Annotated in this window: 11 protein-coding genes and 2 riboswitches; of the genes, 2 read left to right on the top strand and 9 right to left on the bottom strand. The window is 45.7% G+C overall.

What is annotated here, in order from left to right; all coding sequences use genetic code 11:
- Positions 1-254 precede the first annotated feature (254 nt).
- The 9 genes from CGZ90_RS17565 to CGZ90_RS17605 all read right to left on the bottom strand — a co-directional run bounded on the left by CGZ90_RS17565 (position 255) and on the right by CGZ90_RS17605 (position 12726).
- Positions 255-1688 (bottom strand): nicotinate phosphoribosyltransferase, encoded by a 1434-nt coding sequence (locus CGZ90_RS17565; RefSeq protein ID WP_094253843.1) that lies wholly within the window; start codon positions 1686-1688, stop codon positions 255-257.
- 90 nt (positions 1689-1778) lie between these two features.
- Positions 1779-2771, bottom strand: a complete 993-nt coding sequence (locus CGZ90_RS17570; protein WP_094253844.1) for a hypothetical protein — start codon at positions 2769-2771, stop codon at positions 1779-1781.
- A 25-nt stretch (positions 2772-2796) separates the two neighbouring features.
- Positions 2797-3093 carry a hypothetical protein gene (locus CGZ90_RS17575; protein ID WP_133063612.1) on the bottom strand — a complete coding sequence of 99 codons (297 nt, stop codon included), beginning with the start codon at positions 3091-3093 and terminating at the stop codon, positions 2797-2799.
- Between the two features lie 29 nt (positions 3094-3122).
- Positions 3123-4127, bottom strand: coding sequence for a VWA domain-containing protein (locus CGZ90_RS17580; RefSeq protein WP_094253846.1), 1005 nt, complete (start codon positions 4125-4127; stop codon positions 3123-3125).
- 415 nt (positions 4128-4542) lie between these two features.
- Positions 4543-5841, bottom strand: a complete 1299-nt coding sequence (locus CGZ90_RS17585; RefSeq protein ID WP_094253847.1) for an NCS2 family permease — start codon at positions 5839-5841, stop codon at positions 4543-4545.
- A 461-nt stretch (positions 5842-6302) separates the two neighbouring features.
- Positions 6303-6404, bottom strand: a riboswitch (purine riboswitch).
- Between the two features lie 92 nt (positions 6405-6496).
- Positions 6497-8035: a glutamine-hydrolyzing GMP synthase gene (guaA, locus tag CGZ90_RS17590; protein ID WP_094253848.1), complete on the bottom strand. Its 1539-nt coding sequence runs from the start codon at positions 8033-8035 to the stop codon at positions 6497-6499.
- A gap of 123 nt (positions 8036-8158) precedes the next feature.
- Positions 8159-8260: riboswitch (purine riboswitch) on the bottom strand.
- A gap of 41 nt (positions 8261-8301) precedes the next feature.
- A complete protein-coding gene (locus tag CGZ90_RS17595) occupies positions 8302-10494 on the bottom strand; it encodes a DUF4129 domain-containing transglutaminase family protein (RefSeq protein WP_094253849.1) in 2193 nt (730 codons plus the stop codon).
- Entirely contained in the window at positions 10481-11752 is a 1272-nt protein-coding gene (locus CGZ90_RS17600; protein WP_094253850.1) for a DUF58 domain-containing protein, read from the bottom strand. Before CGZ90_RS17600 ends, CGZ90_RS17595 begins: the two co-directional genes overlap by 14 nt.
- Entirely contained in the window at positions 11752-12726 is a 975-nt protein-coding gene (locus CGZ90_RS17605; RefSeq protein WP_276206774.1) for an AAA family ATPase, read from the bottom strand. Before CGZ90_RS17605 ends, CGZ90_RS17600 begins: the two co-directional genes overlap by 1 nt.
- A gap of 338 nt (positions 12727-13064) precedes the next feature.
- On the opposite strand from CGZ90_RS17605, the gene CGZ90_RS17610 reads away from it, so the two are divergent.
- Positions 13065-14423 carry an arsenic transporter gene (locus CGZ90_RS17610; RefSeq protein WP_094253851.1) on the top strand — a complete coding sequence of 453 codons (1359 nt, stop codon included), beginning with the start codon at positions 13065-13067 and terminating at the stop codon, positions 14421-14423.
- A gap of 33 nt (positions 14424-14456) precedes the next feature.
- The gene (locus tag CGZ90_RS17615; RefSeq protein ID WP_094253852.1) at positions 14457-15110 is read left to right on the top strand and encodes a hypothetical protein; all 654 of its coding nucleotides are present in this window, start codon (positions 14457-14459) and stop codon (positions 15108-15110) included.
- Positions 15111-15365: the final 255 nt, after the last annotated feature.

Here is a 15365-nt window from a genome sequence, read left to right on the forward strand (position 1 = left end):
AATTCCTTACCTATGCTTTTGTTCAGTTTTCAAAGAACTTTTTTCTTTATCGCTTTAAAGCAGCGACAAGAAGTATCTTATCATGTTTCAACCTGCTAAGTCAACACTTAATTTTCATTAATTATTGAAGCCGGTTTTGCGTGTGCCGCTCGTCTAAAGCAGCAACGTTTACTAATATACCAGCCTGCTTAAAACCCGTCAATGCTTTTTTGCTAAATAAATCCCCCTTTTTTTAAAAGGGGGACCTAGACTCGTTATTTTGTATGCTTTTCAAGCAAATCCATCTTTGTCTGCCAGACGCGTTCTGATAAGTCGATATAGTATTCCTGCGGGTTAAGACGGCGCAGATGCTCCGGCCAGAAAAGGCTTAGCTGCTCCTGATGATACGATTTTATTTCTTCTAATGAAGGAAGCTCATAAACCCGCTTCCCATCAACAAAAATCGGCTGCTGCAGCTCGACCGCTTCTATATCTTTAACCACTTTGTTCTTATACGTGTGAACGGGATCGAAAAGCTTCAGCTCATCTGTCGGCACTTTTTCATCGACCATTGCGATATAGTCCGCTTCTGCCTTACCTTCTTTATTAAGGATACGGTAAACCGTTTTATAGCCCGGTGTTGTAATCTTTTCAACGTTCCCGGAAATCTTGATCGTCGGCTCAAATTCCTTGCCGTTGTATTTTGCCACAACTTTATAAACTCCGCCGAGTGCCGGCTGGTCTGCGGCTGTTATGAGCTGTGTGCCGATGCCCCACGAAGTAATCTCCGCTCCTTGGCGCTTTAAGTCTACAATCACATCATCGTCCAGATCGTTGCTGGCAACAATTACAACATCCTTCAGACCGGCTTCATCCAGCATCTTTCTCGCTTGTATAGACAGATAGGCAAGGTCGCCGCTGTCGAGACGGATGCCTTTCAGCGACTTGCCCTGCTCTTTCATTTTCAGACCGACTTTTATCGCGTTCGGCACACCGCTTTTCAATGTATCGTACGTATCTACGAGGAAAACGCTCTGATCAGGGAGTGCGTTCGCGAAACGTTCGAAGGATTCTTCCTCTGTATCATGGTCCTGTACCCATGAGTGTGCATGCGTACCCTTAGTCGGGATGCCGAACAGCTTGCCCGCTCTCATGTTGGAAGTCGCGTCAAAGCCAGCGATATAGGCCGCCCGCGCACCCCAGATGGCTGCATCCGCTTCCTGAGCGCGGCGTGTTCCGAACTCCATCAGCACATCTTTTGGAGCAGCCTGCCTGATGCGGGATGCCTTGGACGCGATAAGAGTCTGGTAGTTCATGAAGTTTAGCAGCGCTGTTTCGATGAGCTGTGCTTCAAATACACGCGCTTTTATCCGAATAAGAGGTTCGTTCTGAAAAACGACAGTTCCTTCTTTAACAGCATAAAGCTCACCTGAAAACTTAAAGTTCCTCAGTTCTTCAAAAAAGCCTTCCTCATAGTTTTCTTCCTGCTCTTTTAAATAATTAATATCTTCCTCTGAAAATCGGAGTCTTTCTATGTAAGTGATGATGCGCTCGAGGCCGGCGAAAACGGCATAGCCGCTCTTAAATGGGTTTTTCCTGAAAAATGCTTCAAAAACGCGGATATTGTTATGAGTTTCATTTTTCCAATGTGCGTACATCATATTGATCTGATACTTGTCTGTGTGCAGTGCGAGATCTTCGTAGCTCATTTATACTCACCTTTCTTCCTCGGTCTATTACTATTATCCCCTTAATTTGTGTAAGTAAAAAGCCCGGTTTCACATTGCCGGGCTCATACATTATTCGCTGACATTCAGCTTTTTTTCGAGATAATACGATCCTTCGTATTGTTCTTTTATATAATTCCCTTTAAATTTCTGCCCTTTTTCGCCGTATGTTGTCTTGATGCTGTTCCAAAAGTTAGCGTCAGGGTACATGCGTATAAAGATTTCATAGTCTTTCAGGTTTTTGATTCTTTTATCGTTTGCAGGATTTTCAAAAATGATTCGGTATGAACCATCTGGATTTACCTCTGTCACTCCCTTAAAGCCGGAAGTGACGTAACCAGGAATTTCTGCCTTTGCTTCGATATGTGTACCTTCCAGAAAATTGCTCGTTCCTTCTATATAAATATATCGTTCGTCTTTTGTTATCTTCGGGTCATCGATGCGGATATTTACATCACCATAGTCTTCGGGCTTTTGCCAAGCAGGTTCCTCAATCTCTACCGTGGTCTTTCCCCCCTCTTGCGGGATATCAAGCTTCAAAATAGCCTGATTGTTCGGTGTGCCGGAATCTTCGGAAAGACGAACGAAAGAACCTTCAAGCTTCTCACCGTTCTTGCCATAATGCTCGATGATTGGTGCGTTATCTGTTGCAGGCTCAAACTTCATGGTCAGTATTGATAGCCCGTCATACTCTTTCGGGATTTCAGCATCTAATTGAAAGCTCCCGTTATTTTGGACCTGTGCCACGTTAGTGCCGCCGACGATGCTGCCTTCGATGCTATCAATATAGTAGGTAAGCCTCGAATCAGGCTGGAGGTTCGTCTTTCCTTTAACAGAAATCTTTTTTCCTATTCTCTCAGCTTCCCCCTTGAACCATACCTTTGCATCCCCCTGGTCTTCGGGTGCACCTTTCGCTTTATCTGTCACTTCTACTGTTTCTTTTTCGCTGCTTTCTTTATTTTCCGCAGCAGCTGGCTTAGAATCCGCCTTCTTTTCATCCTCACCACAAGCACTAAGCAGCAAAACCGTTAAGACAGCTGCAAATAATAACACGTTTCTTTTCATGAAAATATCTCCTCTATTGAAATCCTTATTCTGTTCTCGCGTTCTCCGCATAATCATTGATCAGCTTAAGTACTCGCTCTGTCTCGGCATTGAGTGCCTCTTGCTTTTCATTATTCACCGACCTGTTATAATTGTGGATCGCTTCGTATCTGGCTTGAATTAGTTCAGAGAGCTTAGTGCTTTCCTCGCTTGAAAGTTTTTCTTGTTCATTTAATTCTGCATGAACATCTTTCATAACTGACCACTCGTCTTGGATGATGTCAAAAATGTCTCCTTGCAATTGTCTTAAATCGTGGCCTTTCCCTGAACTGCTCCAGTTCACACTAGACGCATCCATAGCCGATGACCAGTTTACACGTGCGTCATGCATCGCTTTCGACAGTTTGACTCCACCTCATCAAAAAGTTCTTTCTGCGAGGAAACTGATTCAAACTTTCCTCCGCCTGCTTCAGCCACGGCTTTCAGCTGCTGCTGGCCTTCGTTATCCACATCAAAACCGATGATATTCACTTCTGCCTGGATGTTGGATTCATGGAGCTTTTTCGCCGCTTCTACCGGATTGCCGTCGCACGTTTCAATACCGTCACTCACGATATACACGACATTGTTGCCTTCTTTTCCTTGAAGGTCCTTTTCTGCTGCTGCAATTGATGCGGCGAGAGGTGTCCAGCCTGTCGGTTTAAAAGCAGCAAGCGATTTTTCAAATGCCGCTGCATCATACTTCCCAAGCGGGTACATCATCTCAGTGCTGCTGCATGACAACTTCTTATCCTTATCGTCGTTGCTTCCTTTATGGCCGTAAACGCGCAGCATCACGTTCGCGTCCTTCGGCATGCTGCCCGCGAACTTTTTCAGCGCCTCTTTCGCAGCCGTCATCTTATCCGTCCCGCCAGCTTTTGCCGCCATACTCCCGCTCGCGTCCAGAAGAATCGCTACATTAAGAGGACCTTCCTTCTTGTCCTCGCCACCTTCTTCTTTATACTTCTCGTACGCTTCTACCTCTTCAAACGTAATATCGAAGTCCTCAACCTTTTTGAATGCAGGACGGTAATCGTAAGAGAATCCCGCCACAATTCGGTTAAATGCTTCATCTGCGCTTAATTTTTTCGGAAAATCCTTCGTCAGCTTCTGCAGTTCACTTTCAAGTGCATCCCCTTCAAGATCCTTCACCTCGTCATAGTGCTCACCTGGACCTTGTTCTACCATTTCCTTTGGCTCGTCCGGAGCTTGTGCTATGGTTTCTTTCTTAGGCTCTTTTTTCTCTGCTTCCGCTTTAGTTTCTGGTTTCTCAGAAGAACATGCTGCCAGAAACACCATAAGAAGGATTAGTACCGCACCAACTCTTAATCTCTTCATTCCTTCTCTCCTATCACTCGTTTAATAAACCATTGATTTTTTCCCAAATAAATACAAATATAAACAAATCCCGCCATGCAATTTATGTAAAATGTTATTTCTTGATAAATAACTATGCCAAAACTATCACAGATTTTTCATGATAGTCAACAGCCCGTCAGCCCTTGGTGCGAAAGGGAAAAGAGGCTGTTTAAAGGCTTTTTTACTATTATCAATCCTCTTCGACTTGTTTCGACACATTTGTATTCATTGTTCAAATCTTATCGCGGTAAAATATACCCTCATTTTTAACAAATGCATCCATCTACTCTGTTTTCGAATTTTTTTAAGTTCAATAGAAGAAGGAATCTCCACAGTCGCATTTCGCGCATAAAAAAAAACGCCACCGCATGCGGGGACGTTTTTTTCTCATAATCTATTCAACCAAAAACACAAAGTAGCAGACAAAGATAGCGAACAGTACGTACATGATCGGGTGAACTTCTTTGGCGCGTCCTTTTACTGCCATTGTCACTGGGTACATGACGAAACCGAGGGCGATTCCTGTTGCGATGCTATATGTGAGCGGCATCGCGATCAAAGTTAAGAATGCCGGTACGGCAATCTCAAGTTTCTCCCATTCGATCTTGCGGAGCACTGTTACCATTAATACGCCGACGATGATCAGTGCCGGTGCAGTAACGGCTGGTGTTACGACAACTAATAATGGCGAGAAGAATAGTGCGAGCAAGAACAACCCGCCTGTCACAACAGATGTGAAGCCCGTTCTTCCGCCGGCAGCTACGCCTGATGCAGACTCGATGTACGCTGTTGTAGAAGACGTTCCAAGTACAGCACCTACTGCGATAGCTGATGAATCTGCAAGTAGAGCTTTTCCTGCGCGCGGCAGTTTGTTGTCCTTCATGATGCCAGCCTGTGAGGCGACAGCCATCAGTGTTCCTGCTGTATCAAAGAAATCGACGATAAAGAATGTAAGAACGACAATCATCATTTTCACGGTGAAAATTTCATCAAAGTGGCTGAACGCCTGACCGAACGTTGGCTCAAGGCTTGGAATCGCACCAACGATTTTATCAGGTGCATCGATCTGGCCGACCGCGATACCGACGACTGCTGTGATCACCATACCGTAGAAGATGCCTCCGCGAATGTTGCGAACCATCATTAAAATCGTGACGATAAAACCAAAGATAGCAAGCAGCGCAGGTCCTTTTGTAAGATCTCCCAACGAAACGAGTGTTGCTTTATTTGCTGCGATTATGCCCGCATTTTTCAAACCAATAAAAGCGATAAATAGTCCAATACCAGATGCCGCCGCAAACTTTAGATCTTGCGGGATGGCGTTAATGATTGTTTCGCGGATTTTAAACAGTGTAATAAAGATGAAAATGATACCTGACATTAAAACACCCGCAAGGGCCGTCTGCCACGGGATGCCCATGACGAGCACGACTGAATATGCGAAGAACGCGTTCAGTCCCATACCCGGAGCGAGTGCGATCGGATACTTGGCCACGATTCCCATGATGAGCGTTCCGAGTGCCGCAGCAAGAGCTGTTGCGGTAAAGACCGCGCCTTTGTCCATGCCAGCGTCGCCTAGGACCATCGGGTTAACGAATAAAATGTATGCCATCGACAAAAACGTCGTCAAGCCAGCTACTGCTTCTTTTTTATAAGTTGTGTTGAATTCTTTAAAGCCGAAATAACGTTGCAATGTAAATCCCCCTATACGTTTTTCTTCATCAAGGCCGATACTATGTTGCTTTTTAGGTATTCGGAGATGTGGTTGATCTCCGTTTCAGGCGCACGCTTTCCGCGGGGCGGGCGGTGAGCCCTCTCGTCGCTACGCGCCATTGAGAGGTCTCACCTTCCCGCTCGTCCCGCAGGAGTCGGCGCCTTACACTCCGATCAACTTTATCAATGAAGGATTCAAGATGATTTAAGAAGTGTGATTGTCAGCAAAGTAATAGGACATAACAACATAGCTTAGTCATTGAAGCACAACTTATACCCTAGAGAATACTCCGCTGAACTTCCGATAAAACAAACCCTTCAATAACAACAGCCCTTAAGAGATGAACCAAAAGAAAAGGCTCTTGGCGGAGTGCCAAGAGCCTGAACATATAAAGGAATACAGCAGGACACATTTTCGGTCCTGAAAAAGGCCGAACGCATCTGCTAAAAACATTCCTTCATAGTCAGACCATTTACGGCAGTCCGGTAGAAACTTTTGGGCCATATCCCCAAGATTATATGAAGAACGTGATATGCAATTATTAACTCGTTTTTAGTATAACGGGACTTTCGACACCCGTCAACATAATTCACGAATATTAAAATTAAAATAATGTTTATTGTTCGTGTTTAGTCTATTCCCACTCGATTGTTGCTGGCGGCTTGGACGTAATGTCGTACACAACACGATTGATGTGGTCGACTTCGTTTACTATGCGTGTCGAGATTTTCTCGAGTACATCAAACGGGATGCGCGCCCAGTCGGACGTCATGCCGTCGATAGAAGTAACCGCACGGATACCGATTGTGTAATCGTACGTACGCGCGTCTCCCATAACACCGACACTGCGGATGTCCGGAAGAACAGTGAAATATTGCCACACGTCGCGCTCTAGGCCGGCGTTGGCGATTTCTTCACGAAGAATGAAGTCAGATTCGCGTACGATCTCAAGCTTCTCTTCTGTGATTGCACCAAGGACACGGATTCCGAGTCCTGGACCTGGGAACGGCTGGCGCCAAACGATGTGTTCAGGAATGCCCAGCTCAGTACCAACGATGCGAACTTCGTCTTTAAAGAGCGTGTTCAAAGGCTCGATCAGCTTGAACTGCATGTCTTCAGGAAGACCTCCTACGTTATGGTGAGACTTGATCGTCTGTGCCATAGCCGTGCCGCTCTCAACGATGTCTGTGTAGAGCGTGCCCTGCGCCAAGAATTCGATGCCATCTAGCTTAGACGCTTCTTCATCAAATACATAGATAAACTCGTTCCCGATAATCTTACGCTTCTGCTCAGGATCTGAGATGCCCGCAAGCTTCGTTAAGAAACGGTCCTTCGCATCAACTTTGATGATGTTGATGTTAAAGCCTTCGCTGAATGTTTTCATAACCTGGTCGGCTTCATCTTTACGAAGAAGTCCGTGATCAACAAAGATACATGTCAGCTGGTCGCCGATCGCTTTGTGAACAAGCACAGCTACGACAGATGAATCAACACCGCCGGACATCGCGCACAATACTTTCTTGTCGCCGACAACATCGCGGATTTTCTGCACTTCGTCTTCGATCCAGTTTTCCATCGTCCAGTTGCCTTCACATTCACAGACAGCAAACACAAAGTTTTTCAGCAGCTCGATACCATACTCAGAATGGCGCACTTCCGGATGGAACTGAACACCGTAAAGCTTGCGTGATACATCGCTCATCCCTGCGACCGGGCAGGAGATGCTCGTTACGTCCGTCACGAACCCTTGTGGAGGTGCGACAACAAGGTCAGAGTGGCTCATCCAGACAACTTGAGAGTCCGGAAGCTCATCGTACAGCTTGTTTTTGTTTGAAACATTAATCTGAGCCTTGCCGTACTCGCGGTGGCTCGCACGTTCTACTTTCCCGCCAAAATGGTGGGTCATCAGCTGCATGCCGTAGCAAATGCCGAGAACAGGAATACCCAGCTCAAAGATCGCTTCGTCACATGCCGGCGATCCTTCTGCATATACAGAGTTCGGTCCGCCTGAGAAAATGATGCCTTTAGGATTCATCTTCTTAATATCTTCCGCTGTAGTCGTGTGCGGATGCAGTTCGCTGTATACCCCTAAATCACGTATACGTCTTGCAATCAGCTGGTTGTATTGACCGCCAAAGTCGAGTACGACGATCATTTCGCTTGTTACGTCCATGTGCTCACCCCATCTAAAAATTCTTCATATAGTATCCGTCAGTATGCCGAACTTTATAAAAATAAAAAGAATCCTGCCTCTGTTTTCGCAATAAAAACAAAGGCAGAATTCTTTTATAACAAATATAAAGAATCCTGCCTTCATAGTCAGGTTGTTTACGGTAACCCGGTAGAGACTCTCGAACCTTATTTTCGAGGATATACGAAGGAGAAAATTATTCTGACGCTATAATCTTAAAGCCATTCTAACAATGCGCTCTATAGCGGTCAAGGGCGGATTCTTTTAATTAAATTTTCCCACAATTTGCGGTTTGTTTCGGTCCAATAATCTTTATGATTTTCCCGTCCGCTGTATTGCAGATTTTCATATGCTTTGGCGAGGATTTTCATGTCCTTCGTATCGAGCGCCCGGTCTACATGAAGTGCATACTCTCTTAGCGTGTAGGCCGGCTGGCGCTTGATTCCGTAAAAATTCAGCAGCCAAACGAGTTTTTCAAACGCCTGTGGGAACGTGTCCGCACCTTTTTTGCGTTTAAAACGCCAAAGGACGTACTCCCTCATCCATTTCTTTCGGAACAAAAATCCGAGCGCAAGACCTGCAAGGATTGTTGAGCCGGCAAACATCGCGATTTTTCGGCCGAGTTCTGCCATATCAACATTGCTGCTCTTCTCATCAGGCGTATCGGTTTCTGTATCCACTTTTTCTGGCTTTTTCTCTGGTTTCGGAACAGCAGCTGCCGGAGTGCTTGAAGTGTCTGTTTCAAACCTTGACGGGTTGCTGAATCCGCGAGTAGGTTCAAACGGAAGCCACCCGATGCCCTGGAAATACACTTCAACCCATGAATGGGCATTGGCATTCGTTACCGTAAACTCTCTCATGCCATCTTCCAGAACTTCCTCGATTTCTCCCTGCGTAAAGCCTTTTGCCCAGCGAGCCGGAATGCCGGCAGAACGCAGCATGACAACCATGGATGAGGAAAAGTTATCGCAATAGCCTATGCGTGTTTCGAACAAGAACTGGTCGACATAGTCCTCGTCTTTTTTCGGCACTTTCACATCTACTGTGTTGTAGCCATAGCCTTCTAACTCAAAATAACCCTCCACCGCTTTTACTTTGTCATAAATCGTCGGCTTGTCCTTCATGATCGACTGTGCCAGCGTTTTTACACGGTTCGGCAGCGTGGATGGCAGCTGGAGATAATTATCCTTTATATACGCAGGATAGGCATTCCCGCTCTTTTTGACCTCTTCTTCCTTTAAAACAGGCAGCTGATAATTCAATTCATATTGATCCATCAATACTTCTACATCGCCATTTTTCGTGTAAAGCTTGCCTGAGATGATATTTTCGTAAAGGTCGTTTTCATCGCCGATATCCACGCTTTGTAACTTTCCAGGATTTAGAACAAACGGATATTTAATTTTTTCCCCGGTCACGAGTGCCTTGTGGTCTTCTGTCTTCACACCGTCTTCAAGCTGCTGAACAAGCTGGGAGGACGGTTCATACCGCGATTCTATGATCTGAATCTGCTGCTGTCCTTTTGATGTTTCCCACCCTTTGCCTGTATACGTTTCTTTCGTTTCGACTTTCCAATAGTGGCGGCCGGTGTCTTTTACAGTAAAAACAGGCGTATAGTCGAACTCGAACGGACCGCCAAGACGGCTGTCATTCGTGCCGTAGCCGATTTTCGAGACCCCTTTTCCGCCAAGACCTTCGCCTTCATCTTCACCTTCACCTGATTTTGTAATAAAAGATACCGGATCCGGCCATTGCGGCTCTGCTTTTGGCGCGATGTATCCTAAAAAGGAGGAAAACGCGATAACAACGGTCAGAGGCATCATCCAAAGTATCGGAAACTTGCCTTTGAGCAGTGAAAAACCTTCTGCCTCGATGATCTTCATCATGCGCAGGATCCCTGTCAGTACGAGACCGATAAAAACGACACGGACGATCGCGACAGTCGCGTCATATCCGGCGAACGTATCAAGAACCGTAATGTAGAGAATCGTCAAAAAGAAAAAGAAGAAAATTCGCTTCGTCTGAACGAGCCAATAGTGCATCAAATAGCTGACGATCCAGAGCAGTATAAAGAACAAAAACGATCGGCTGAGAGACGTCATGCTGTCCCAGTCACGGTCCGCGATGAACCCGATATTGGTTTTTACATCTTCCATAAAATAAGGGAACCATCTGAACGACAAGAACACATCCGGAAAATACATGGAGTGCAGTGCGTACAGCAGTGCCAAAAGTTTTACCGGAAATGAGATGTAAAACGGGAACTGAAAATACGTGACGATAAAAAGAAACGCAGTATACATCACAAATATCTGGACGTCCGACGTATCGGTCAGAACTTCAATCGGCCGCAGCCATTCCCACAGCAGCAAAAAGCCGAGGGCATAAAGCACAATCGTATGAAAAGTTGAAGCTTCACCAGAACTTTTAGACTGTCGCATACGTTACACCTGCCTTTAACGACTCACTGAAATCAGGTCCAATGATCGCTGTCGCCGGAATTGAAGCGTGGTTGAGCCTGTTCAGGAGGGTCAGATCGAGAGCAGACAGCTTCATATCGGCGGCGATAAAAAAGAATAGTATATTGGCGTTTCGCACCGCCGCCATCTCAAGTATCCTGACCATTACTTCATCAAGACGCGATGAGATGATTACTGCCGTCTTTCCTTCTAAGCTGCCGGAAAGAAAATGGCGCTTCAGCACTTCATCGAACGTATCCTTCATTTCTGGCTCGACCTTCGCTAATGCATGCAAAATTCTCCACTGCTGCTCGACACCGCTGCTGATCGCGATGCCGTCGCCGCCTTCGAGATTCTCGAGCCCGATCGCCCCGCCTTTGGAGATCGAGTAATGGCTTAGAGAAGCCGCAAATGATACCGCTCTTTCAAACAGCCACGTGTGGCGGCCATAGCTTTTCGCACTTTGGTCGAGAACGATGCAAAAATCATCATTTCGCTGATGCTCGAACACTTTTGTCAGCAGCTTATTGGAACGGGCACTCGCTTTCCAGTGAAGCCAAGCCATCCTGTCGCCAGGAGCATACTCCCGCACACTGACCGTTGACGTGTAGTCGGTCATCGAACGCCTGCCTGCCTGCTTGGAGCCGCTTTGCAGCATCTTCCCGACTTCCCAGCGCTCAATTTCCTGATAACGCGGGTAAACGAACACTTTATCGAGTGTTTTCACAACCGCTTTGCGGTGCACGAAACCGAAAAGGTCACCCGTCTTTAGGGCGATCGCATCGAGCTCGAACACTCCGCGCGGCGCCGGTTCAATCTTATACGTAAACGTCATCTCTTTCTTAAACAGCGGAAACAGCAGCACACGCGACTGCTGCTGATGAGCGTTTCCAGCCGTATGCGCCACTTTTTGCAGCGCGTCTGGAATCAAGTCTTCGATCACCATGTAAAACAGCGGAAAGTTGCTTTTTTTCTTGATTGAAATCGTCACGGTCAGCTCTTCACCCGCCATCAGCATTTCCTTGCTGATGGTGCGCCTCGCACTAAGCCGGTCGGCCGGATAAAAAGCCATCATGATCGAATAAAGAACAAACGGAAGCACACTGTAAAACAAAAACCAGCTGACAAAGCCGCCCTGAAACATCGCATATGAAAAAGCCAGCCCCAGAAGAAGAAGGATTCCCGCAAAACCGAGAGGCGCTTTATACTTGCTTCTCAAGGACATCCATTTCTTTTTCATCACACACTTTGTTCCTTATTAATCGGAACCGGCACCCTTGCCATCAGTTCCTTCACGACTTCAGCAGGCGTCGTTCCTTCAAAACGGGCTTCCGGCTTCAAAATGATGCGGTGTGTCAGCACGAACGGAGCTAGGTATTTAATGTCGTCAGGGATGACAAAATCACGGTTCATAAGCAATGCATAAGCCTGTGCCGCCTTCATGAGTGCAAGCGATCCACGGGGACTCACGCCAAGGTAAATCGAACGATGGTTGCGGGTGCGGCTTATGAGCTCAACAATGTAACGTTTAACCGGCTCGGAAACATGAACAGCCTTCATATCCTCTTTAAGCTGCAGCAGTTCTTCCACTGTAATGACTGAGTCGATGAACTCGATCGGGTGCTCTTTTCCGATAAGGTCCAGCACGTTCAATTCTTCTTCTACTGTTGGATAGCCCATCGAAAGCTTCATTAAGAAACGGTCAAGCTGCGCTTCCGGAAGCGGGTACGTCCCTTCATATTCAAGCGGGTTCTGTGTTGCCATGACTAGGAAAGGCTCTGGCAGCGTATATGTCTGGCCATCCACTGTCATGCTTTTTTCTTCCATAGACTCAAGCAGCGCCGACTGTGTTTTAGGCGATGTTCGGTTGATTTCATCCGCTAGTATCACGTTTCCTAAAAGTGGACCTGGACGGAACTCGAATTCCATCTCTTTTTGGTTAAAGATCGACACACCTGTGATATCGGACGGCAGCAGATCCGGGGTAAATTGGATACGGCTGAACTTCAGTCCGAGAGATTTCGCGATTGAGCGCACCATCATTGTTTTTCCGACACCTGGCACGTCCTCGAGCAGAACATGGCCGCCCGCAATGAGCGAAACAAGGCTCAGCTCGGTTATCTTTTTCTTGCCGACCATCACCCGCTCCACGTTTTTAATAACTTCGTTTAATTTAGGATGGTATTCTGTCACCTCATGCTTCACGATTTTCACGTCTGACTCCCCCTTATCTATATAACAGCTGCCCAAAACTCGGACAGAATTTCAAAAAAATTGCATCCTTGTTACTTTCTCAACCATTCCTCTTTTTTCCTTGTTTTTTGTAAAAAATAGTCGGAAAGTTTACTTGCCAAATTTAAGCAGATAAATCGCAGGGGCAGCTGTCCTCATTTCCCGCCAATTTGATACGCACTTACCTAGCTTTTTCTCTCTAGTTATTTAACCAAATTTAATTTGCTAGTCTGCTACCCACGCACTCTTCGTTTATTTGAATAGAATAAACGGACAAGTAAAACAAGCTTTAGATTTTTTGCAACGAAGAAAGGAACAACATGAACATTCACATCTTTATATCAGTTTTTGTATTCCTTATAACCACCTTTATCATCCTCTGGAGACCTAAGGATATAAACGAAGCCTGGCCAGCGACGTTTGGAGCGGCCATTATTTTAATTACAGGCGTAGTTTCACAAGGGGATATATATGACATACTTCATAAAATCGGCGGGGCCTCGATCACAATCATTTCGACCATCGTCATGGCCGTTATATTGGAGAGCTTCGGATTCTTTCACTGGACCGCAGCAAAGCTAGCCGTATTAGCTAAAAGGTCAGGACACCGCCTGTATTGGTACATTCAGCTGCTATGTTTTTTGATGACACTATTGTTTAATAATGATGGAAGCATTCTAATCACGACTCCAATTCTCATATTACTTCTGAAAAACCTCCGATTGAAGCCGCATCAGAAAGTACCATACCTATTAACGGGGGCGCTGATTGCCACTGCATCGAGCACCCCGATCGGCGTGAGCAATATCGTTAACTTAATCGCGTTGAAAATCGTCAACATGACCCTTTTCGAATACACGGCGATGATGTTTGTGCCTGCTATGCTGGGATTAGGGTTCATGTCTTGGATCATGTATGTCTTAGTAAGGAAAAAGCTCCCTGTACAGCTCCCGCACTCCGCACAGGATATTGAACAGCAATTCTTCACGAAGAACCACCACCCGCTTAAAGGAGGAATATCAGACGAGGCCCGAAGACAGCGCACAGCCTTTATGATGAAAATCCTTCTGTTTATTCTCGGCATACGCTGCTCTCTCTTTGTGGCATCCTACTTCTCGATTCCAATCGAGCTGGTAGCCGTATTAGGTTCGGTTATCCTGCTCGTATGGCGCTGGATTAAACTTCGCACGAACCCTGCAGACATCCTGAAAAAGACACCGTGGCACATTCTCATATTCGCATTCTCTATGTACGTAATCATTTACGGCCTGCACAACTCCGGCTTAACCGATCTGCTGCTGAAGATCTGTGAACCGATCGTCGCACAAGGACTGTTTCACGCGACCTTCCTGATGGGAGCACTTGTTACTTTGCTGTCAAACTTCTTTAACAACCATCCAGCACTGCTCATCGGAACCATCACGCTGACTGAAATGCATCTCGATCCTGTTACGCTTAAAACAATGTATCTTGCGAGCATCATCGGAAGCGATATCGGCTCCCTGCTGCTGCCGATCGGGACACTGGCTTCCCTCATCTGGATGCATATTTTGCGGCAAAACAAGATTAAGATTAAATGGAAAGATTATTTAAGCGTGTCGCTCTTTGCTGTCCCGCTCACACTGGTTATAACACTGCTGCTGCTGTATGTCTGGATACAATTTATTTATGTTTTATAAAACGTTCAAAGAATTTTTCAGGAGAGGATACTTTTGTTTCAAATGAAGCATTTGCTTAAAAAGCACATCATCTTAAAGATGACAGGAGGTAAAGTGCTCGAGGGCATTCTGGCTGATGTCGGAAATGATATTTTAGTATTGTTGAGCAGCGATCAGTATTACTATATCCCGCTGCTTCATATTCACAAGATCCGTGTAAACTCTAGTAAAAGTGAGGCATTCAGCACTTCTGGCCCGCTGATCTCATCAGCCGAAAAAGAAAAAGCTATCTCCTATCGCTCCATTTTGACGCAGGCTAAGGGCTTGCTCACACAGATACACGTGTCAGGAAAACAAGATTTGCGCGGCTATATTACACACGTTATGAGTGACTACTTCGTTTTCTATTCTCCTATATACAAGACGATCTATATTCCGCTCTTTCACTTAAAATGGCTGACTCTTTGTAATGAGGATAATATCCCTTTGACGCTTGAGGAGGCGGCTGCACCAGCACCGCTCAGCCGTTCGTGGGAAGAGCAGCTGAAAAAGTTCGAAGGCCGTCTCGTCGTATTTGATTTAGGGACCGATTCCGATAAAGTCGGCATGCTTAAAAAAATCGACGGCAGCGCAGTTGAGCTGGTGACGACAAAAGGGGAAACGTTGTACCATAAGCTCAATCATTTGAAGTCGGTGTATGTGCCTTAAGAAGAGAAGAAAAAGGGTGTCCCTAGAGGGACACCCTTTTTCTTATGAAAGCTGATAGGAAGAAGCTCCATCATATTAGTCGATATTTTAAAGTAAAAATTAGATTTTTTCCCATTTTTTATTGAATTTCTTACATTAAGGCTAATCTACTCCTCATTTAAGCAATTTACTTCAGCTTTTATTATCCTGCCAGTATGGAGTATTGCCTTATCACAACAGTTCTGAGGATTCTTACATCATTTCTGGAATTTTTTA

The sequence above is a fragment of the Fictibacillus aquaticus genome, from assembly GCF_002245695.1.
Classification (GTDB): domain Bacteria; phylum Bacillota; class Bacilli; order Bacillales; family Fictibacillaceae; genus Fictibacillus; species Fictibacillus aquaticus.

Coding starts and splice junctions, on each gene's coding strand:
- CGZ90_RS17565 (WP_094253843.1), bottom strand. CDS start 1,688: ATGAGCTACGAAGATCTCGCACTGCACACAGACAAGTATCAGATCAAT.
- CGZ90_RS17595 (WP_094253849.1), bottom strand. CDS start 10,494: ATGCGACAGTCTAAAAGTTCTGGTGAAGCTTCAACTTTTCATACGATT.
- CGZ90_RS17600 (WP_094253850.1), bottom strand. CDS start 11,752: ATGAAAAAGAAATGGATGTCCTTGAGAAGCAAGTATAAAGCGCCTCTC.
- CGZ90_RS17580 (WP_094253846.1), bottom strand. CDS start 4,127: ATGAAGAGATTAAGAGTTGGTGCGGTACTAATCCTTCTTATGGTGTTT.
- guaA (WP_094253848.1), bottom strand. CDS start 8,035: ATGGACGTAACAAGCGAAATGATCGTCGTACTCGACTTTGGCGGTCAA.
- CGZ90_RS17610 (WP_094253851.1), top strand. CDS start 13,065: ATGAACATTCACATCTTTATATCAGTTTTTGTATTCCTTATAACCACC.
- CGZ90_RS17570 (WP_094253844.1), bottom strand. CDS start 2,771: ATGAAAAGAAACGTGTTATTATTTGCAGCTGTCTTAACGGTTTTGCTG.